Source organism: Paenibacillus nuruki, from assembly GCF_963311185.1.
In the GTDB taxonomy this organism is placed as follows: Bacteria; Bacillota; Bacilli; order Paenibacillales; family Paenibacillaceae; genus Saccharibacillus; species Saccharibacillus nuruki.
This window is the reverse complement of sequence record NZ_OY725677.1, coordinates 2,999,338-3,022,026: the sequence shown is the minus strand read 5'-3', so window position 1 is coordinate 3,022,026 and position 22,689 is coordinate 2,999,338. Positions and strand designations below refer to the sequence as shown.

18 protein-coding genes are annotated in these 22,689 nt (G+C 37.7%); 12 read left to right on the top strand and 6 right to left on the bottom strand.

All coding sequences use genetic code 11. From position 1 onward, the window contains the following. Nucleotides 1-76 precede the first annotated feature (76 nt). Nucleotides 77-2,017, bottom strand: coding sequence for an ABC-F family ATP-binding cassette domain-containing protein (locus RCP16_RS13575; RefSeq protein WP_308640523.1), 1,941 nt, complete (start codon nt 2,015-2,017; stop codon nt 77-79). Nucleotides 2,018-2,260: 243 nt separating this feature from the next. Between RCP16_RS13575 and RCP16_RS13570 the strand changes: the two genes are divergently transcribed. From RCP16_RS13570 to groL, 9 genes are all read left to right on the top strand, one after another. After that, on the top strand, nt 2,261-2,893 hold the full coding sequence (locus tag RCP16_RS13570) for a 5-formyltetrahydrofolate cyclo-ligase (RefSeq protein WP_273593439.1): 633 nt from the start codon (nt 2,261-2,263) through the stop codon (nt 2,891-2,893). A gap of 24 nt (nt 2,894-2,917) precedes the next feature. Next, nucleotides 2,918-3,439, top strand: coding sequence for a cyclic pyranopterin monophosphate synthase MoaC (moaC, locus tag RCP16_RS13565; protein ID WP_137220911.1), 522 nt, complete (start codon nt 2,918-2,920; stop codon nt 3,437-3,439). A 120-nt stretch (nt 3,440-3,559) separates the two neighbouring features. Beyond that, entirely contained in the window at nt 3,560-4,057 is a 498-nt protein-coding gene (locus tag RCP16_RS13560; RefSeq protein ID WP_069326141.1) for a MogA/MoaB family molybdenum cofactor biosynthesis protein, read from the top strand. A 173-nt stretch (nt 4,058-4,230) separates the two neighbouring features. Beyond that, nucleotides 4,231-4,464, top strand: a complete 234-nt coding sequence (locus tag RCP16_RS13555; RefSeq protein ID WP_069326140.1) for a twin-arginine translocase TatA/TatE family subunit — start codon at nt 4,231-4,233, stop codon at nt 4,462-4,464. Between the two features lie 66 nt (nt 4,465-4,530). Next, nucleotides 4,531-5,286, top strand: coding sequence for a twin-arginine translocase subunit TatC (gene tatC, locus RCP16_RS13550; RefSeq protein WP_308640522.1), 756 nt, complete (start codon nt 4,531-4,533; stop codon nt 5,284-5,286). A 364-nt stretch (nt 5,287-5,650) separates the two neighbouring features. Continuing rightward, entirely contained in the window at nt 5,651-6,820 is a 1,170-nt protein-coding gene (locus RCP16_RS13545) for a small-conductance mechanosensitive channel (protein ID WP_069326138.1), read from the top strand. Next, entirely contained in the window at nt 6,820-12,183 is a 5,364-nt protein-coding gene (locus RCP16_RS13540; protein WP_308640521.1) for a diguanylate cyclase domain-containing protein, read from the top strand. The genes RCP16_RS13545 and RCP16_RS13540 overlap by 1 nt, the downstream gene beginning before the upstream one ends. Nucleotides 12,184-12,473: 290 nt before the next feature. Beyond that, on the top strand, nt 12,474-12,755 hold the full coding sequence (gene groES / locus RCP16_RS13535; protein ID WP_069326136.1) for a co-chaperone GroES: 282 nt from the start codon (nt 12,474-12,476) through the stop codon (nt 12,753-12,755). Nucleotides 12,756-12,840: 85 nt separating this feature from the next. Continuing rightward, nucleotides 12,841-14,481: a chaperonin GroEL gene (gene groL / locus RCP16_RS13530; RefSeq protein ID WP_069326135.1), complete on the top strand. Its 1,641-nt coding sequence runs from the start codon at nt 12,841-12,843 to the stop codon at nt 14,479-14,481. Nucleotides 14,482-14,645: 164 nt separating this feature from the next. Here groL and nagA read toward each other — a convergent pair whose 3' ends face one another. Beyond that, nucleotides 14,646-15,785 carry an N-acetylglucosamine-6-phosphate deacetylase gene (gene nagA, locus RCP16_RS13525; protein WP_308640520.1) on the bottom strand — a complete coding sequence of 380 codons (1,140 nt, stop codon included), beginning with the start codon at nt 15,783-15,785 and terminating at the stop codon, nt 14,646-14,648. A gap of 26 nt (nt 15,786-15,811) precedes the next feature. Then, on the bottom strand, nt 15,812-16,597 hold the full coding sequence (locus RCP16_RS13520) for a DeoR/GlpR family DNA-binding transcription regulator (RefSeq protein ID WP_069326133.1): 786 nt from the start codon (nt 16,595-16,597) through the stop codon (nt 15,812-15,814). Between the two features lie 270 nt (nt 16,598-16,867). Between RCP16_RS13520 and cls the strand changes: the two genes are divergently transcribed. Beyond that, a complete protein-coding gene (cls, locus tag RCP16_RS13515; RefSeq protein WP_308640519.1) occupies nt 16,868-18,322 on the top strand; it encodes a cardiolipin synthase in 1,455 nt (484 codons plus the stop codon). Between the two features lie 94 nt (nt 18,323-18,416). On the opposite strand, the gene RCP16_RS13510 is transcribed toward cls, so the two are convergent. The 3 genes from RCP16_RS13510 to RCP16_RS13500 all read right to left on the bottom strand — a co-directional run bounded on the left by RCP16_RS13510 (nt 18,417) and on the right by RCP16_RS13500 (nt 20,559). After that, entirely contained in the window at nt 18,417-19,625 is a 1,209-nt protein-coding gene (locus tag RCP16_RS13510) for a PsbP-related protein (protein WP_308640518.1), read from the bottom strand. 123 nt (nt 19,626-19,748) lie between these two features. Continuing rightward, nucleotides 19,749-20,066 (bottom strand): hypothetical protein, encoded by a 318-nt coding sequence (locus tag RCP16_RS13505; RefSeq protein WP_308640517.1) that lies wholly within the window; start codon nt 20,064-20,066, stop codon nt 19,749-19,751. Nucleotides 20,067-20,148: 82 nt separating this feature from the next. Next, nucleotides 20,149-20,559, bottom strand: a complete 411-nt coding sequence (locus RCP16_RS13500; protein WP_069326129.1) for an Lrp/AsnC family transcriptional regulator — start codon at nt 20,557-20,559, stop codon at nt 20,149-20,151. 117 nt (nt 20,560-20,676) lie between these two features. Between RCP16_RS13500 and RCP16_RS13495 the strand changes: the two genes are divergently transcribed. Further along, the gene (locus RCP16_RS13495) at nt 20,677-21,438 is read left to right on the top strand and encodes an MBL fold metallo-hydrolase (RefSeq protein WP_308640516.1); all 762 of its coding nucleotides are present in this window, start codon (nt 20,677-20,679) and stop codon (nt 21,436-21,438) included. A 32-nt stretch (nt 21,439-21,470) separates the two neighbouring features. Beyond that, entirely contained in the window at nt 21,471-22,682 is a 1,212-nt protein-coding gene (locus tag RCP16_RS13490) for an MFS transporter (protein WP_308640515.1), read from the top strand. The last annotated feature ends 7 nt before the right edge of the window (nt 22,683-22,689 follow it).

Here is a 22,689-nt window from a genome sequence, read left to right as displayed (position 1 = left end):
TAAACTTTTTTACTTGCTTAAAATAAAGTTTTTGATCTTTTACAATCTCGTGTACAAGTCTTGACAAAACGAACTATTATTCCGCAGCTAACGTTTCCCATTCTTCATAAGCCTCTTCTAATGACTGTTGCAATTGAGCAATTTCCTCTTGATGCTTTTGGACAGCTTCATAGTCTTGATAGACCTCAGGAAGTGTTAATTGTTGCTCCAATTCACTGATACGTTCTTCCCAATCGGCAATATCTTTTTCCAATTGTTCTGTGCGTCGTTGACGATTACGCTCATCTCGTTTGGCTTGTTTGCTTTCTTCATACGAATTGGCAAAGGGTTCTTCTGTTGTCCCTGTTGTAGTCGTATTATTTTTGGATTGTTGTAGTGCATTTTCAGCAGCGATTTCGAGTAATTCTTGTTTTTTAGCTGTATAATCATCGAAATTCCCAAGATAAGCCGTTAATCCTTCAGGACGCAATTCTAAGATTCGTTCTGCCATTTTATTTAAGAAATACCGGTCATGTGAAATAAATAATAGGGTGCCTTCATAATCCATCAGCGCGGATTCTAACACTTCTTTGCTCATTAAGTCCAGATGGTTGGTTGGCTCATCTAGAATCAGCATATTGGCATCCAGTAACATCAATTTGGTCAAAGAAACTCTGGCTTTCTCACCACCGCTAAGCGCAGATATTTTTTTGAGTACATCTTCACCACTGAACAAGAAGTTACCAAGCACTGTACGAATACGTACTTCTTCTAAATGAGAGAAACTACCCCATACTTCCTCAAGCACAGTATTGTTGGGATTCAAATGACCTTGTTCTTGATCATAGTAGCCAATTTTTACTTTTGCTCCCCATTCGATCTTACCAGTGTCTGGCTGATGCTCATCAATAAGTGCTTTTAGCATAGTGGTTTTACCGGTTCCGTTCGGTCCAATAAGTGCAACCATATCTCCACGTCTTAATTCAAATGAAATCGGTTCAAAAAGCTTTTGCTTATCTTCATACGAAAGAGTCAATTGATGTACACGCAACACTTCTTTACCAGAGACGACAGATACACCGAATGAGAAGTTTGCTTTTTTGAGGTCACCTGCAGGACGATCCAAGCGATCCATTTTATCAAGTGCTTTACGACGACTTTGTGCACGTTTGGTCGTGGATGCGCGTACAATATTTTTTTGCACAAAAGCTTCCATACGTGCGATTTCACCTTGTTGTTTATCGAACTGTTTCATTGCCGTTTCATATTCAGCGGCTTTGATATCAATATAACGACTGTAGTTACCGGTATATCGTTTGGAACGATGACGCTCAATCTCGACAATTGTAGTCACTAAGCGATCTAGAAAATAACGGTCATGCGATACAACCAGTAATGAACCCGAATAACCACGTAAATAATCTTCTAGCCATGTCAGAGTATCGATATCCAAATGGTTGGTCGGTTCATCCAGCATTAATAGATCAGGTGCTTGTAACAGAATACGTGCCAGTGCTAATCTTGTTTTTTGCCCGCCACTTAGCGTCTCGACAGTGGTTTCTTGAGAAAAGTCACCAAATCCCATACCATGCAAAATACTGCGAATCCGTGTATCCATTTCATATCCGCCTTGTTCACGGAACCACTCGGAACGTTCTGCATAACGAGCGAGAAGATCAGCATATCCTTTGTCATCTTCCATCATGGCAGAATCAGCAATCTGTTGTTCCATAACACGTAATTCTTGTTCGGTATCAATTAAGTTAGCAAATACAGAACGCATTTCTTCGCCGATCGTATGGCCATGATGTAATCCACTATTTTGCGCTAGATAACCAAGTGTCATTTCTTTATTGCGGAAAATCTGCCCACTATCATAAGACATTTCACCTGCAATAATTTTGAGCAAGGTTGATTTGCCTGCGCCGTTTACCCCGACCAGACCAATCCGTTCTCTTTCTTCAATTTGCAAATTCAAACCTTCTAAAATAGGTGTAATTCCGTACAGTTTAGTAATTCCATTTGCTTGCAGTAACATTGACTGATTGAGCCCCCACATCATATATATAATTGAAAATCATGAATTTGTATAAAAAGTTATTGTATTTAGTTTACATGAAAGGATGTTAATTTGCACCGTAGATCATTTTTAATAGAGGGTGAAGTTGGTTTTTGGAAAGAACAATGATACACTGTCACTATCGGGATTTTTGCGAAATTTGCGATGATCATACAGGCTTATTATTCCTACAACAGCCTGGTCTGTGCAAGGAGGTAAACCATGGAAATCGTCTCAAATAAACAGCGTTTACGACAAGAGTTGAAACGTAAGCGAATGGCATTAACTCCTGAACAACGATTACAAGAATCAGCAGACATTTGTGCTGCTGCTGCCTCATATATGAATCAATTGCGTCAACAAAAACAAAAATCAACACTAACTTTATTTACTTATCTGGCGTATCGTGATGAACCAGATACAATGCCCTTATTGCATCAATGCTGGCAAGCAGGAGATACTGTTTTTGCCCCGCGTATTGATGCAGCGCAAGATGCTCTTTTTCATTTATACCCAATTACAGGTATTCATGATATCGAACCTGGAGCTTTTGGTATTCCCGAACCTAAGCACGACCTGCCAATAGTACCCGAATCAGCGTGGCAAGAGATAGATCTTATTCTTGTTCCGGGACTTGGATATGATAAGCAAGGTGGACGTATTGGTTATGGTGGTGGATACTACGATCGTTTTATGTCCAGATTAGAGCAGACTTCTTCTCATCTATCTGTATGTGGAGCATTTGTTTTTGGCACGCAAATCACGGAAAAGATTCCGATGGAATCGCATGATTTCCGTATCGACGTGCTGTTTATGGCGTCTGAATATAAAGTAACAACAAAAAGCGAGAAGTAGACACAATAGGTGGGATAGATAACGATGAGTGATCAACATAATCAAGAGTATGAAGGTCTACCAACACCGGCAGGGAAACTGACTCATTTTAATGAGCAAGGACGTGCGCGGATGGTCGATATTTCAGATAAAGAAAGTACATCACGTACAGCGATTGCAGTAACTACCGTTCAGATGTTACCAGCAACACTGGCTGCGATCAAAGCAGGACAGGTAGGTAAAGGCGATGTATTGGCTGTTGCACAGGTAGCAGGAATCCAAGCTGCCAAGCGTACATCAGATTGGATTCCAATGTGCCATCCTTTACCTTTAACAGGTGTAAATATTACCTTTGGAGATAATGATCATGATGAGCTTCATATTGAAGTTCAAGTGAAAACAGAAGGTAAAACAGGTGTAGAGATGGAAGCTTTAACCGCGGCTTCTGCTGTTGCTTTGACCGTATATGATATGTGTAAAGCATTACAAAAAGATATGGTGATTGGACCGACGATGCTGTTATCCAAAAGCGGCGGAAAAAATGGAGATTTTAAAAGAAACGAATAGAAGTCATCCATATACGTGATAGAGACGAATCCTTATAGTAAGAATAGTGATCCACCTGAATCGATGAATACAGATGTAATAGATAGAGGAAGATGGCAGATAGATGGGGAGGGTGAGAGCATGGTTTGGAGAACGGCTATTCTTACAGCCAGTGACAAAGGTGCACGAGGAGAAAGAGAAGACACAAGTGCACAAGTCATTCGGGAATTAATTGAAGAAGAATTAGGTGGAGAAATCGTTGAATACCGGGTCGTGCCTGATGAGCCTGATGAAATTATTGCAGCATTGATTGAGATGACAGAGTATTTCAATGCAGATCTGGTATTAACGACTGGGGGCACCGAGCTAGCGCAGCGAGATGTTACTCCTGAAGCAACACGGCGGGTGATTCAACGTGAAGTACCCGGAATGGCAGAAGCGATGCGTGCTACAGTAATGAAGAAAAATCGTTCTGCTATGTTATTTCGTGGCATCTGTGGTATCCGTGAACGCAGTCTTATTGTGAACTTGCCAGGTACACCCAAAGGGGTACATGAACACTTAGCCGCTATTATGGATCAATTGCCTGAAGCGCTACTGATGATTACAGGTCAATACAGTAATCCAGATGAGCGTTAAGAACGATCAAGCTTAGCCGTTATAAGAGTAGGTGTACCACAATTTTTTTGAATAAAGAATTGTGTCTTTTTGTCGTTGTTATATCCTATCTCCAAAGATGAACTGTACATTTGAATATGCTATGATAAAAAAGACAAAGCTAGCTTTGTCTGATTAATAAGGAGGAATACCAAATGCTTAGTGGTATAGGACCTACAGGATTTATATTGTTGATAGTGTTGGCGCTTATTTTATTTGGTCCAAATAAACTACCTGAATTAGGACGTGCTGTAGGAAGAACTTTCCGTGAGTTCAAAGAAGGCACACGGGATATGATGAAAGATGATGATACAACATCAAAGACTCGTACCGATTCTATTCAGTCCGCAGAAGTTATTCCACCTGTTCAACCAGAAGATAAACGTTAAAAGGATGCAGACCATTCCGAATCCCTTCCCTACGGAAGGGATTTTCTTTTGAGATAGGAGGAACCTATGGATAATCCTGAAAAGCAGATGTCCTTGATCGAACATATAGGAGAATTACGGCGACGATTGATTATGATTATCGCTGTGTTATTTATAGGTATGATTTTGGGGCTATTTGTCGCTCAACCAATATATCAGTATTTAGTTGCCGCAGAGACTGCGCGAAATCTTGTATTTCATGTCTTTTCATTTTGGGATGGAATTGGCTTGTATATGAAGATTGCAATGGTCGTTGCTTTGTTACTTGCTTTACCGGTCACCGTCTATCAAATATGGGCATTTGTTAGCCCTGGACTGTTAGATAAAGAACGCAGAGCTGCTTTACGTTATGTTCCTTTTGTATTTATGATGTTTTTACTAGGCGTTTTATTTGCTTATTATGTCGTCTTTCCGATGGCGCTCACGTTTACCTCCAATGTCACGCGTAATATGGGATTAGCGGAAACATACGGAGTCGTGCAATACTTCACGTTTATGTCGAATATCGTATTTCCAGTAGCAGCGCTATTTGAATTGCCGATCTTGATTATGTTCCTAACGACATTACGTATTCTTAATCCAACGGTACTGCGTAAATGGAGAAAAATCGCTTACTTGGTTCTGGTATTTATAGCAATCGTGATTACACCGCCTGATTTTATATCTGATATTTTGGTTGCGATTCCGTTGTTATTTTTATATGAGTTAAGTGTGATCCTGTCAGGTGTTGTTCATCGTAAACAACAACGATTAGATGCTACACGATTGGAGCAAGAGCTATAAGATTTCAATAGGTGAAGAGTAGCATATATCAAAAAGTAAATACTATCTATAAAGTGAAAAAGAGTATTTTTGCAAAGTAGCTATGTTCTGGAAATTCAGGCAAAGCTAGCAAAAATACTCTTTTTATTTGAAGTTTTTATAAAAAAATCACTATCTTTTTTAAACATCAACTATTATAAATAATAGAGAGAAGAAATAGAAAAAATAACTTATTTTAGAAAGGAAAATAAAATAATCGTCAAAATATGACAAATACTGCATAAAAGCATAGATAAAGCAAAAAAGAGAGTGTTTTGTTCAGTATTTGTACAGAGTGGTTGGTTTAAAATGATAAGGTAAGGAACGAAAAAAGGGGATAAGTATCATGAAAAAAATCATATTTTTATTGTCTACATTTGCGTTGATTTTTATTTTGCCATTACTGGGGAGTTTGGCGAAATGGGATGGATTGCCTCCGGGATATGGAGTATTTCCTGTACAAAATAATGTACAAGATCCGGGGTTTAATTTAATTTATTTTATAGGTGCATGTTGTATCGCAGCATTCATACTTATATTTTTATTATTTCCACGTTTGTTCGGATTTAAAAAAGAGAAGATTGTACGTGTCGCCAAAACAAGTGTACCTTTTCCGATCTGGTTCTGGGCTGCTTTCCCAATATTGCTGATTTGTTGGTTTATTATATGGTCACGTGCTGGATTTGTTAGTTTACTTGAGCCGTATACTTTTGTACCCTTATGGTGGGCATTCATTCTGATTCTGGATGGTATCGTATACAAAAGAAATAACGGTGTATCTCTTTTATCCAGCAAGCTATACATAATGCAGTTGCTGGCAATCGTATCTTGTTTTAGTTGGTTTGCATTTGAGTATTTGAACTTTTTCGTGATGGAAAATTGGTATTATCCGAATAAAGATGTATTTTCTAATTTTGGTAATATCTTTTGGTTTGCGTTATCGTATACCACAGTACTTCCAGCGATTATTGAATGGTATTTGTTACTACAAACGTTCCCAAGCTTGAAAAAAAGATACAGCAATGGACCTAAGATTCATTTGAATAAGCCATTGTTGATTGCATTTTACATTGTAGGTTTAATTCTTGCTTTTGCGATGGGGTATTTCCCATTCGAATTATTTTTTGTACTGTGGGTAGCTTTAGTACCTATGTTGTCTGCGGCTATGGGTCTGATCGGGTTTTGGACACCGTTTACCTCGATCAAAAACGGAAACTGGTCACCATTACTACTTATCGCTATTGCTACAGTAGCGAACGGTTTCTTTTGGGAAATGTGGAACTTTGGTAGTGAATGGTTTAATCAAGGGATTCCAGTCAATCCAAATTACTGGAAATATTCTGTACCGTATTTAGATAAGATTCACATCTTCTCAGAAATGCCGATCTTAGGTTATTTTGGCTATCTATTCTTTGGTGTCAATTGTTGGATTATTTGGTTGACAGGTGCATACGTATTTAAATTTGATCCTAATTTTGAAATTGTCGGAACAGGGGATAAAGCGAGGGAACACTAATGATATGGAAAGATCAGAAATATACAGTGGTCGAAGAGATCGCCGATAACGGCAGTAAAGCGATCTATCGTTGCATTGATAATCTTTCCGGACAGACAGTCATTGCCAAGGTTCTAGGAGCCAAAGCATCCACATATGAAGCAGTGATGCGTATCAAAAAAGAATACAAAATGCTATCCGAATTGAAAGGTGTAGTTGAAGGGGTTATTCAACCGATTCAGCTGGAAGAACGCGGTGGTTTTTTTGTACTAACTTTGGAAGATATCGACGGGCAATCGCTAAGAAATGTAATCCGGGATGAACAACTAGAATTATCAACTATTTTACGGTTAGCTATAAAGATTGTAGATATTGTCGGACGTATTCATGAGCAACAGATTATTCACAAAGACCTCAAACCAGCCAATTTGATTTGGAATCGTCAAAGTGACCAGATTCAAATTATCGATTTTGATCTATCTGTCAAACTGACCAATGAAAAGCAAGAATTTCAAAATGCAGGTGTGATGGAAGGTACATTATCTTATATTTCACCTGAACAGACAGGACGCATTAATCGGAATATCGATTATCGTTCTGACTTTTATTCGTTGGGTGTTGTTTTGTACGAAATGGTCACTGGTCAAAAGCCATACCCTTCGGATTCGGTTGTCGAGCAAATTTATTCGATTATAGCGAAGAAGCCAACATCTCCGTATGACCTTACACAGGGGCAAGTATCTCGCTCGCTATCAGATATCATTATGAAATTGTTAGAAAAGTCACCGGAAGATCGTTATCGCAGTGCATATGGAATCAAAGCGGATCTTAGAAAATGTTATGATCCTCAAGCAGAGTTTCAAATAGGACATGAAGATCGCTTAAGTCTATTTCATATTCCACAACGATTGCATGGACGTGATGAAGAATTAGCCCGGATGAAGCACATTTTAACAGAAGGTATTCAAGAGCATGTTCAGCTGGCTCTGGTATCTGGAGAAGCAGGAATCGGAAAGACTGCTTTTGTTAATGAGTTGCACAGCTTTATTTCGAAAGAACGCGGTTATTTTATTCAAGGTAAATTTGAGCAATACAATAAAAATATCCCGTATAGTGCGATTATCCAAGCATTTCGTACATTGCTGGTGCAGTATCTTAAAGGGTTGCCTGAAGAAACCCAACAGTTACAATTGGCTCTTCGCAATGGATTAGGGAATAATGCAGGTGTGATTACCAAATGGTTACCAGAACTTGAGCAAATACTAGGCATACAGCCAATGGTCGAACCCCTTAATCCAACCGAAGAAAATAATCGCTTTTTCTTATCGTTTATTCGCTTTCTTGAAGGATTAACAGCAGGGCAACGTCCGCTTTTATTATTTCTAGATGATCTACAATGGGCAGATGTAGCCAGTATTCAATTGGTAGGGCGATTGATGGAAAGTAGCAGTTTGAAAAAGCTGTTTATTATCGGTTCGTATCGTCCCAATGAAGTGAATCCAGGACATCCATTAGCAACTACGTTGGAAGAAATTGAAAAGCAGATGACGATTCATCATATTCAATTGACTTCGTTATCTGCTGAACATGTACAATACCTGATTGAAGATACGCTAAATACAACCAATACGGATATTATTGAGCCGTTGCGTGAAAATATTTATCATCAGACCAAAGGGAATCCATTTTTTATTCATGAAATCCTTAAAGATTTGTACAAAAATAAAGCGATCTTTTTCGACGATCAATTAGGAACATGGAACCTGAATCAGACTCAGGTGAAACAGATGACAATGAATGAAGATTTGATTGATTATCTGATTCAGAAAATGCAAACGCTCCCTGTCCATATGCAGCACATTTTAGGATTGGCGGCATCGATCGGTCGTAGTTTTGATTGGCAGATTCTTCATCTGGTCAGTGATGAGACAACGACAGTTATCATAGAATCTTTAATACACGCAGTACAAGAAGATATCATTACACCACTTCATTCGAATTACCAAATGTTAAGCAGTGTAGAAGAAGTCAGTACTGAACTGAAGCAGTTGGATATTCCGTTTGCGTTTGGACATGATAAATTGCAACAAGCTTTGTACCAAATGATAGATCCACAGAGCCGTCAAAGTCTGCATCTTCGGATTGGCTGGTTATTACTGGATCATTGGTCAGTAGATAAAGTCCGCGAAAATAGTATGGAAATAGCAGGGCATTTGAATAAAGGTGTATCTCTGGTGGACTCTGTAGAAGAGCGCGAACGTATAATTATCATCAACCTTCAAGCGGCTAAGCGTGCTAAAGAATCTTTTGGCTATGAGATTGCTTGTCAGTTTTTGGAGACTGCGCTCAGTCTATTAGGCTCCAATAGCTGGACAACGCATTATCAGACTACATTTGATATTTATTATCTGTACAGTGAATGTTCGTATTTGATTCATCAGCTAGAGTCAGGAGATCAAGCTTGTCGTGCACTGATCGAACATGTACAGATTCCGATGGAACTGGCTAGAATCTATGAGATGCAGTCTAATCATTATATGTACCTCGGAATGATGAAAGAAGCGATTGAAGCAGGGAAATTAGGTCTGGCGAGTCTAGGTGTATACGTGCCCACTAAGCTCAATATGGCGATTGTAGGTAAAGAAATGATACGCGTCAAGCTCAAGCTCCGCGGCAAAACCACTCATGATTTATTACATGGCCCTGAAGTACAAGATGAGAAGATTAAGTTGGTTATGCGGTTGTTAGTAAGCTTTATTCCACCTGCCTTTATTTCAGGAGAACAGACCTTATTCGCATGGGCAGTTCTGAAAAAAGCTTATTTATCTATCCAATATGGAAATGGCCCAGAATCGGCGGGTGCTTATATCGGTTATGCCATGTTGCTCTCTGGTATGGGTGATCTCAAAGGCGCACAAGAATACGGCAAGCTTGCAATGGATATCAACGAGAAATTCAATGATCTACAGTGGCGTAGCCTTGTAAAAGTGCTCTACACACTGTTTTGTTACAGTTGGAGTCATGAGTGGGAACTGCTAGAGGAACAATACAGTCAGGCAATCGATTCCAGTATATTGTCAGGTGATATGCTCTATCTGGCACATGCTTGTTATTATATGAATCTCTGGAATCCAGCACTTGAGATTGAAAAGTATTTGCAAGAAAGCGATCAGATGATCTCTATGATCGAAAATACCAAGTATAAAGAAGCGCTGGCAACCGCTCAGTTATCACGCCAAAAGTTCCGGATACTGGCTGGAGAGTTGAAGCAGACCGATTCTTTTGACGATGAATCTTTTAGCGAACAAGCTTATTTAGCACAATTAACAGAAGCCAATTATTATTCAGGCATCGCTATTTATTATATTAATAAGATCCAGATTGCATTTATTTTTGAAAATTATCGTGAATCGTTGAGTGATATCGACAAAGCGTATAAAGTCGTAGGCACATTAGCAGGTTCAACCTTTTTGGAAGAGTTCTCTTTTTACACCTTTATGAACATAGCGGCTTGTTATGAACATATGAGTGTAGGAGAAAAGCAGACTGCTCGTCTACGTATGCGCAAAGAGTACCGAAAAATGAAAAAATGGGCAATTCATTTTCCTCATAACTTTTTGACACAGCAGCATATGATGAAAGCAGAATGGCTACGCATTAATCGAAGACACAAAGAAGCTGAAAAGTATTATCATCTTGCTTTATCTGCAAGTGGACATGGTAACTTTACAAGATACAAAGCGATTGCAAGTGAACTTATGGCTCGCTTTTACCAATCCAGAAGATTAAATGAACTGGCAGCTTACTTCTTCAAGCAGGCTTCTTATTATTATTCTGTCTGGGGAGCCAAAGCCAAAGTTAAGCATCTAGAGAAACGTTATCAGGATCTGATGTATCATGTGCAATGGATTCCTTCTCATACCGAGAATACGCTCACTTCTTCTACAGAAAATATTGATATTCATCTGTTGTTCAAAGCATCGCAGATCATTTCCAAAGAGATTGAATTGGATCAGTTGCTACAAAAAATTATGGAAGTTGTGATTATGAACGCAGGCGCAGAACGTGGTTGTATGGTGATGCAGTCTAATTTTTCTTTGTGGGTTGAGGGAGAATACAAACATACCGAAAATCAGATCGAAGTCTTGCTTCATCATGAACAACGTAGAGATCAGCAACAGCATTTCCCATGGGACATTATTGATTATGTAGCGGAAAGCGGGCAAATCTTACTTCAGAGTGATGCACGTTCAGGAATTGGTCTAGCAGCATACTCGTATATTGCAGAATATCAGCCAAAATCGATGTTGTGTATGCCTCTTTATAATCAGAATAAGCTGATTGCGATTATTTATCTGGAAAATAATTTGATGACAGGTGCATTTACCAATGAACGTCTGAAAATGATTAATTTGCTATCACGAGATATGGTCTATTCTATCGAAAATGCAAGTCTGTATGCGAACATGGAAAACCTGGTCGCAGAACGTACAGAAGAGCTAGCGATCAAAAATGAACAACTAAGTAAATACTTTAACATTGTTGATAAAAATGTCATTATTGTGCAGACGGATCTGCATGATGAGATCACGATGGTGAGTGAAGAATTTTGCATTATGACTGGCTATTCTCGGGAAGAATTAATTGGTAAAAAGCATCGTTTCTTATATGCCAAAGATCGTCGCGAAGGCTCTTATCAGGTCTTTGTGATGAACGAAGAAAAGACATGGACAGGCGAATTAATTCAACCGAAAAAAGATGAAAGTTTACTGTGGCTGGATATGATTATTGAGCCTATTTTGAATCATAATCAGATTACAGGATATACCTTTATCGGTCATAATATTACAGACAAAAAGCAAATTGAACGTATCTCTATTATTGATGATTTGACTGGTTTGTATAATCGCCGACATTTTAATGATCGTATTGTGCACAAAATTTTGAAAGCAGCCAAAGAGCAAAAAGGGCTTGCTTTTATGTTGCTCGATATCGATCATTATAAGAAATACAATGATACCTACGGGCATTATGAAGGTGATCATGTACTACGAATGATCGGTTCCACATTAACGGCTCAGATGCGAAAAAGAACAGATATGGCTTTTCGTCTGGGTGGTGAGGAATTTGCGATCTTGCATATCAGTACAGGGATTGAAGAGGCGCATGAATTTGCAGAGTCTTTACGTGCTTGTATTGAAGATCTTCATATTCCTCATAATCAAAATGATGCCAGTCCATATATTACTGTTTCAGTAGGTCTAGCTGTAGTGACGGCTGTCGATGATGAATTAACCGAAGAGAAGATTTATCGATTAGCAGATGAAGCCTTATATCGCTCCAAAACCAAAGGTAGAAACTGCATCACGATCAATGTATTGTAAGAAAAAAGAAATTAACGTGAAGGTATCCAAATCGCGTTGATTTCTTTTTTTATAACTCGATTGATGTTTTATTCCCTAGGATTGGGTAATTGTAAGAGTGATTGTATGGTAGAATAATCGTTATTTTGAACCTAACTTTTATAAATTTACACAAAGAGACTTGAAATTATCGCTCAAGTTGAGTATCATAAAGTTGGTTGTTAGCACTGAAAGGTGTCGAGTGCTAATTACATAAATAACAACCATCATATGAAACAAATCAATATATTATTTTAAGGAGGCTATTTTTCATGATCAAACCTTTAGGTGAACGTGTATTGGTAGAAGCGATCGAACAGGAACAAACAACTTCATTTGGTATTGTCCTTCCAGACTCTGCTAAAGAAAAGCCGCAAGAAGGCAAAATTATTGCTGTAGGTAGCGGTCAATTAAAAGATGGAGTGCGTATTCCTTTGGAAGTGAAAGAAGGCGATCGTGTCCTTTTCTCCAAATATGCTGGAACAGAGATTAAATTCGAAGGTAAAGAATATTTGATTATGAAAGAAAGCGATATTCACGCTATTCTATCTTAATACCAACGAATATACATGTACACAGTCGGTGTAAGCCGGTCTGTCATTATAATGATTTTAAAATATCAAGGAGGTAACTATTCTTATGGCTAAAGAAATTAAATTCAGTGAAGATGCTCGTCGCGCAATGCTTCGTGGTGTAGATGCTCTTGCAAATGCAGTAAAAGTAACATTGGGACCTAAAGGACGTAACGTGGTTCTTGAGAAAAAATTCGGTAGCCCATTGATCACAAATGATGGTGTAACGATTGCAAAAGAAATCGAACTTGAAGATGCTTTCGAAAACATGGGTGCGCAATTGGTTAAAGAAGTAGCAACTAAAACCAACGATGTAGCTGGTGATGGTACAACAACTGCAACTGTTTTGGCTCAAGCGATGATTCGTGAAGGTCTTAAAAACGTAACTGCTGGTGCTAACCCTATGGTTATCCGTAAAGGGATTGAAAAAGCGGTTCGTGCAGCTGTTCAAGAATTGCAAAACATCTCTAGACATGTAGAAGACAAACAGTCTATCGCTCAAGTTGCTTCTATTTCTGCGGCTGACGAAGAAGTAGGTCAATTGATCGCTGAAGCTATGGAAAAAGTAGGTAAAGACGGTGTTATCACTGTTGAAGAATCTCGTGGATTCGCTACTGAACTTGAAGTGGTAGAAGGCATGCAGTTCGACCGTGGATACCTTTCTCCATACATGATTACAGATACAGATAAAATGGAAGCTGTTCTAGAAAATCCATATATCTTGATCACTGACAAAAAAATCACAAACACACAAGAAATCTTGCCATTACTTGAAAAAGTAGTACAACAAAGCAAACCATTGGTATTGGTTGCTGAAGATATTGAAGGCGAAGCTTTGGCTATGCTAGTTGTGAACAAATTGCGTGGTACATTCAATGCTGTAGCTGTTAAAGCTCCAGGATTTGGTGACCGTCGTAAAGCAATGTTGCAAGATATCGCTGCTCTTACTGGTGGTCAAGTGATCACTGAAGAATTGGGTCTAGACCTAAAAACAGCAACCATCGAGCAATTGGGTACAGCACGCCAAGTACGTGTAACGAAAGAAAACACAATCATCGTAGACGGTTTTGGAGACAAAGCGGATATCGATGCTCGTGTTAACCAAATCCGTTCACAACTGGAAGAAACAACTTCCGAGTTCGACAAAGAGAAATTGCAAGAGCGTCTAGCTAAATTAGCTGGTGGCGTTGCAGTAATCAAAGTCGGTGCAGCAACAGAAACAGAATTGAAAGAGCGCAAACTACGCATCGAAGATGCTTTGAACGCAACTCGCGCTGCGGTTGAAGAAGGTATCGTATCTGGTGGTGGTACAGCGCTTGTGAACGTATATGCAGCAGTATCTGCTGTACAAGTTACAGGTGACGAGCAAACAGGCGTAAACATTGTACTACGTGCGCTTGAAGAGCCAATTCGCACAATCGCTGCGAATGCTGGACAAGAAGGTTCTGTTATCGTTGAGCGTCTGAAAAAAGAAGTAGTGGGTATTGGTTACAATGCAGCTACAGGCGAATGGGTAAACATGTTCGAAGCGGGTATCGTTGACCCTGCGAAAGTAACTCGTTCTGCACTACAAAATGCAGCTTCTGTAGCAGCTATGTTCTTAACAACAGAAGCAGTTATCGCTGACAAACCAGAACCAGCTGGATCTGGTGGCGCTCCTGATATGAGTGGCATGGGCGGTATGGGGGGAATGGGCGGCATGATGTAATAAGATTCTTTTGAATCTTTTACATGATCCAACTGTTCTTTCAACAAAAGAGGTTGTCCACAGGCTTAATCACCTGAGGGCAACCTCTTTTTGCTATTTTAAATAGACTTCTATTAGATATATCGTATGTTCTGTATAAGTTAGAGCAATGAAGTGTAATGGCGTTATACTATGTGACCAGAGATCATAGTCCATTGTACTTGAAAGGTATCATCCAGTAGCACTAAGTCTGCATCCATGCCTACTGCAATTGCTCCTTTTTGCTGTAGATCTAGAATACGTGCTGGTGTAGTCGAAGCCATTTGCACAGCATCTGTCAAAGAAATCCCTGTTTCAACCGTATATCGGAGTGCTTCATTCATCGTAACTGTACTTGAGGCTAACGTTCCATCATGTAATCTAGCGACACCATCGGTTACAGTTACATGGTGACCTCCAAACAGATAATCACCGTCTCCCATACCCATCGCTTGTAAAGCATCTGTAATCAAGACCATCCCTTCAGGCCCTTTTGAACGATGCATTAATCGAATAATAGCAGGATGCAAATGAATATGATCTACAATAGCTTGAAGACTGACATGTTCTTCTTCAAAAGCCGCAACGACAATTCCCGGATCACGATGATGGATCGGTCGCATCCCGTTAAAACAATGTGTGACATGACTTGCACCAGCTTTAAATGCTTTTTTGGCTTCTTCATAAGTCGCATCCGAATGTGCAATAGATATAATAACACCTTGTTCTTTAAGAAATGAGATTAATTCCATCCCTCCCGGTAACTCTGGAGCGATCGTTACCATTTGAATAAGAGAGTCGGCTTCTTTAAAGATCATCTTCATTTCTTCTATATCAGGATGACGTAAATATTTTTCATTTTGCATTCCTTTACGTATGGGATTCAGATAGGGTCCTTCTAAGTGAATCCCTGCAATTTTGGCGCCTACTTCATGACCGACGACGCGTTTCACACTATGGATCATCGCTAAAAGATCTTCAATCGTAGAACTGACAGAAGTAGCTAGAAAAGAGGTACACCCTGTAGAAGCACACGTACGAGACACTTCTTGTATACTTTCTTCACGACCATCCATCATATCAAAGCCATTCGCTCCATGAATATGAACATCAATCATGCCAGGGATTAACCGTTGCCCTTTACAATCGATTTGTTGATATTCTTCATATGTAGAAATAGGATCTGCATCAATCTTTACGATTATTCCTTGTTCGATCCCTACATGAACGTTTGATAGAATTTTATTTGGAAGTATCAGTTCTACATTTTGCAAAATAGTATACATCGATATTCTCATCCTCATCATATGACTTAGTCATTATAGTTCGTTCCATGCTCCTCATCTTGATACGTAATAACCGTAATATTGTTCTGACTAAGTATTTCTTTTAAGGGGTTAGGAACAGGCTGATTCGTAATTAAAATATCTATATAATCAAAATCTAATCGATAAAATGATTTACTTGTAAATTTAGTATGATCTGCTACCACAATCACTTGATCTGATCTTCTAGCCATTTCTTGCTTCACCCGAGCATCTTCTTCATAAGAGTAGTAGATACCATCTGAACCGATAGCTACAGCCCCAATAAAGGCTTTATCTGCACGAATCTGACTAAGCTTATCGAGAATAGAAGGGCCAAATAAAGAACGATTTTTTACATTCAAATAGCCACCAAGTAAATAAATCTGCATATCTTCTCTATCTGATAAAATCCCTACATTATCAATAGAGTGTGTAATCACTGTAAGATGTTGAGCTTTGATCTGTTCTGCGACGAATTGTACCGTAGTGGATACATCCAAAATAACAGTCTCATGATCTTGAATAAGTTGAGCGCCAAGCACTCCAATTGTTCGTTTAGGTTCGGCTTCATCAATAAGACGATCTTGGTACGATAATATTTCTTTTTTTAATTGAGGTAAAGAGACTCCGCCATGAGTACGGATAACGACTCCTTCTTGCACTAATCTAACAATATCTCTGCGGGCTGTATCTTTGGATATTTCAAATTCAGTACATATGTCAGTTACGCTCATTGATTGATGCTGTTTTAAATATTCTAATATTTTCAATAATCGTTCTTCTTGATACATAATAATCACCTCTTATAAGTAATATTATTCGTTTATATAATGATATTCAAGTAATTTATTTTAATTATTAATGATTTGTAAGTTTTTAGAGATTATAATAGTAATGAAAAGCGTTATATCATTTAACATAAGCATTTAACAAGTATGTAAAAAATGAATATCCATTTGTGATTGATGACTTGAAGCTTTAAACTAACTATACTGAGCTACATATTAGTATAAAGACGTGTTATTCAGTTAATAGATGAATTTAGAAGAAGGGACATACATATGGAATACGGAAATGTAGTTACACTGATCGTTTCGATCGTTACCGTTATTAATATTGCTTTGTCGATCGGATTTCTGTTTTTTGAAAAAAGAGATGCAGGGTATACTTGGGCATGGTTGATGATTCTCTTTTTTATTCCGATTGTTGGGTTTCTGGTGTATATCTTTCTGGGACGTAATCTTAAAAAGAAAAATTTCTACGGGCTTTCTGCGGAAGAACGAGGATTTGTACAATCTGAGGTCGATAAGCAGTTACTTACATTACAAGATAAACAGTCACAAGAATTTCCGATACCATCCAAATATGATGAATTAGTCACGCTGAATCTTAGATCAACCAATGCTTTATTATCGAATGACAATGAGATCGTTATTTTCGATGATGGTCATGTTAAGTTCGATGCTTTGCTTCAGGATATTCAAGCAGCTACGGAAGAAATTAATATCCAATATTATATTATTCAACCTGATACGCTGGGCAGAAGGCTAAGAGATGCTTTAACTCAAAAAGCTCAAGAAGGCGTGAAAGTAAGATTACTTTATGATGAAGTAGGTTCTAAAAAAATCTCAGGTTCCTTTTTTAAAGAATTACAGTTAGCTGGTGGAGAAGTAGAAGTATTTTTCCCTTCCTTTTTCAAATTAATCAATTTCCGCATCAATAATAGAAATCACCGCAAACTTTGCATTATTGATGGAACGATTGCTTATATTGGTGGGTTTAATGTAGGTGATGAATATCTTGGATTAAATAAAAAATTCGGTTATTGGAGAGATACCCATTTTAGAATAGAAGGCGATTCAGTCAATCATATTCAGGGCAGATTTATTCTGGATTGGCATCAAGCTCGTAAAGAACAAAAAGAAGATTATCATGAATTTGAATACCGTTCTGAAAAGCATCAGGGTAACAGTATGATCCAGATCGTGTCCAGCGGGCCTAACTCGGAGACAGAACATCTCAAAAATATGTATATTAAGATGATTTTATCGGCTAAAAAGAATGTCTATATTCAGACTCCTTATTTTATTCCAGATGCGAGCTTTATGGATGCGTGTAAAATTGCTCTTATCTCAGGGATTGATCTGCAAATTATGATCCCTAACAAACCAGATCATCCGTTTGTGTATTGGGCAACATGGGCACATGTAGGGACATTACTGGATTATGGAGCTAAAATTCTGTTATATGAAAAAGGATTTTTACATGCCAAAACGATTGTGGTGGATGAAGAAGTGGCTTCTGTAGGGACGATGAATATTGATTCTCGCAGCTTTCGGCTGAACTTTGAAATTAATGCGATTGTGTACGATGAGCAGATCGCGAAGAAACTGCATGATTTATTTGATCAAGACAGCCTGGAGAGTAGTGAACTTACATTAGAGCGATATCAGAGTAGATCATGGATCATCAAGTTTAAAGAAGGTATTTCCAGGTTGCTTTCACCTATTCTGTAAAAAATAACAATCAAGTGTAGATAATTAATATTGTTTGTATAACAAAAAAGCAATTTCTAGATAACCTCTAGAAATTGCTTTTATTTGCTTATAATTAATTTTTTTGGATAGTAGAAACAGTTAATAATACAGCATTCGTTGTTCCGCCACCAACATTCTCAAAAGAATAAGATGCTGTAGGCACACCTCTCATCGTAACATTATCTCCATCAAGTATGTCACCTGTAGAACCTTTATAAATGCCTACAATAGAATTATCATTTTCATCAGTAATGTGAATCGTTGCAACTGTACCATAAGCGGTTTCTTGTTCTTGAACTTGTATAATATCACCAGTAAGTGAAACCATAGTGTCTAAATAAGGATTGATATTTTTAAAAAGGTGTTTTGAAGTAATAGTAGAATCAACTTCCGCTTTAGCTAGCTTCTTGTCAGCAGCAGTAGTTGCAGGAAATAGGTTAGAATTGTCTACAATATAGTTATAGGTAGAATCATCCAGAGCACCATCTTCTACCACATTAGGTACAACTTCAGTCATCATATCAGCTGTTACTGTTTGAGCAGAGCTTGTTGCTTGTTCAGCAGTTACTTCATTATTTGTATTTGTTTCATCATTTAGTGTAAATGATTCAATCATTTGGTCAACCATAGCTTTTCCACCATTATCATATGAAGCTTTACCCAAACTTAAAGAAATAGCATAAAAATTTCCGTTGGAAGGAACCAAGTATTGAGTTAATACAACATTTTCTTTAGTTTCTGGTTGAGTATATTCGCCTACAAGAACTCCAGAGTTATTATCATTATCTTTATATTCAATTAATTTAAAGTTCTCCATGTATGTGGCACTTGTTTCATAAAAATTTATTAATTGTTCAGAATTAGCTTTAGCAGTAATATTGGAGCTTGAAGCTTCCATTGTTACATTTAGATTGTCAGCAAATTTAGCTTTAGGTGCAGGATCTACAAATGCTATTTGAACAGAAGGTTGATTGAGATTAGAAGTATCATATTCTTTCCAAGATGCAGGATAGTCTATTGAAAATAAATCAGCATCATACGTTTTAAATTCTGTGGTAGTTGCTTGTGCAGTTGTTGTTGCAGATTCATTCGTTGCTACTGTTTTGCTTTCGGCTGCTGGAGTCGCTTCTTTATTAGCAGAACCACAAGCTGTTAAAGCTACAGATAGTAAAATGACAGGTACGATTTTTTTGTACATTTGAATAATAACCCCTTTTATGTGTATTGTCTCATCGGCTGAGAATATAACTTGTGCCTTATGTCGGAAAATAAATATAGCCATGTATCTACAAAATATACATAACACTATCTTTATCGGTAAATTCAGGAATAATATGAAGAGTCATGCTATTTATTAGATATGACAAAAAAACAAGCGCACCCCTATACATGGATTGCGCTTGTTTTAAATAGACCGTATCGTTTCTACCAATGTAGAACAATTAGATGGAAGAGCGATTTCAGGAATCGTTGCAGCATACGTAAGGTGAATCTGATGAGTTTCAAAGATTAATCTAGCGGTCTCATTTAAATAATAAATATATTTATAAGGAGAATCTTCTTCATCGTGATGAGTTGTGCAGTACAGTAGAACTTTGTCTGAACTGGTGGTGGGGTGACCTGATTCTATCCCCTCCAGGTGTTCTTTTTGGATCAACTGATTCAACGTCTCTTGAATATAACTAGAATATTTCTCTTCTCTAACCATATAAAATTTAGACATGCTATCAGCTCCTTTCATAATATAACCATTCTAGATAGACTTACAGATTCCTTTTGCATATACTCACTTCTTTAGACACATTTTATTTATTAATAATGATAGATAATGTGTAATTGACATGCTCATTTAATCGAATCAGAAATTCATTTAATTCCTCGTTAGAAGGAAATTTACATTCCAGAATGTAACAGCTATCTCCGCTAATTTTATAGTTATGAATCACGTAGGATTCTTGTGTTTTTAGGAAAGAAAGATAAGGTTGATGATGGGTACTTTTGGTAAAGATATTGATCATAGCATGAACAAAATACCCCATTTTTATTTGATTAATATTGATCGTATAGTCTTCAATAATTCCACTATTTTCTAATTTTTCTACTCGTGCTGAAGCGGCAGGCCCACTTAAATGTATTTTTTCTCCTAACTCTTTCATCGAGATTCGGCTGTTCTTCGAAAGCTCTTCTAGGATTTGCCTATCTGTATTATCTAACATTTGTTCAAATCCCTTCATTAATAAAGTTAAACGGTAAAAACACTTTATTTATACCATGTATTTGCAATGTTTCAATAGTATACACTGTATGTAAATCAAACAAAAGGAGTTACACACATGAATATACAGCAAATCCGAAGTGCAACATTGATCATCCAGTATGCAGGCAAAAAGTTTTTGGTAGATCCATTTTTAGCTGAAAAAGGTACGTATCCTCCTTTCTCAAATTCAGCAAGACAAGATCAAAATAATCCGTTGGAAAGTTTGCCTATTCCTATGAATGAAATTATCGACCATATCGATGCGGTGATTGTAACTCATTTGCATTTAGATCATTGGGATGATGTAGCCAAAGAAGTCTTGCCCAAAAACGTAAAACTGTTTACTCAAAACGAAGAAGATGCAAAAGAAATTCAAAGTGCAGGATTTCAAAATGTAGAGATTTTGCAAGCAGATACATTGTTTGAAGGGATTCAATTGATCAAGACAACAGGGGAGCATGGGAGAGGAGATCTAGTCAGTCTTATGGGACATGTATCTGGAGTAGTCTTTAAGCATCCAGAGGAGCAAACATTATATGTAGCTGGCGATACTGTATGGTATCCGAGTGTTCAAGACACGATTCACACGCATCAGCCAGAAGTAATTGTAGTGAATGCAGGCGCTAATCAATTTCTAGAGGGTGGTCCAATTATTATGGACAAAGAGGACGTATATCAAGTTCATCAAGCGGCAACTACTGCAACGATCATTTCTGTTCATATGGAATCGGCTAATCACTGGGGATTGTCTAAAAAAGAATTGAAACAATTTGCAGTTGAAAAACAGTTCTCTTCTCAATTGTTAATACCGGATAATGGAGAGTCATATCCATTTTAAAATAAGAAAGTATAAGAAATAGAGGAAACAAAATGATGAAAACAGCACAACCGAAATTATGGACAAAAGATTTCATCATTCTCTCTTTAGTCAATTTTTTCTTGATCTTTATTTACCTGTTATTAAATGCCACGATTGCTCTTTATGTGCTAAGAGAATTTGATGCGACTACGGGACAAGCAGGTCTGGCAGCAGGAATTTTTATTATTGGTGCACTGACAGGACGTATCTTTACAGGATCCCTTATGAAAAGACTCCAATATAAACGACTATTGGTGGCTGGACTTATATTCTTTGCCTTAACGATTCTTCTATATCTGGTGAATTACGGACTTTCTTTTTTCATTATCAGCCGATTTTTTAATGGCATTGCATTAGGGATCACGACAACTGTGATTGGAACGCTTGTGGTGCTTACGATACCGATATCTAAACGAGGTGAAGGTATTGGCTATTTTGCTGTTAGTACAGCAGTAGCAACTGGTCTAGGTCCATTTGTGGGTCTATATATGGCTCAGCATACTGGATTTTATATGATTTTTATCGTGTGTCTACTATTAGCGATCGTAAGCATTATCATTGGATTTTTCGTCCGTATTCCTGAAATGAAAAAAGTAGACGTGCTAGAAGAAAAGGGTAAAGGTATTAAACTTTCAGAGTATATTGAACCGAAAGCACTGCCGATCAGCTTTATCGTTCTGATTATGACTTTTTGCTTTTCTAGTGTTTTGTCCTATATCAATTTATATGCTATTGAGCTGAATTTAATAGATACTGCTAGTTTCTTCTTTATTGTGTATACAGTTACTGTTTTGATTTCCCGTCCATTTACCGGGCGATTGATGGATAGTATCGGGGCTAATTATATTATGTATCCTGCTTTTATTATTTTCGGTATTGGAATGGTTCTTTTGGGTACTGCACATAGTGCATTAACTCTTTTAATTGCAGCAGGGTTGATTGGTCTTGGTTTTGGAAATATTTCTTCGATCAGTCAGACGATAGCCGTAACCGTGGCTCCTCCTCATCGCATGGGACTGGCTAGCGCTACATTTTTCATTTTTTATGATATTGGAAATGGATTTGGGCCTTCACTTTTGGGACTTGTTATTCCCATTACTGGATATCCCACTATATATATGATTTTAGGAGTAGCTGTTATCGCAACATCTGTTCTTTATTATGTATTGTATGGAAAGAAAGAAAAAGCTAATCGGTATATCCTTAATAAAAAAACAGGTTAGCAATCGA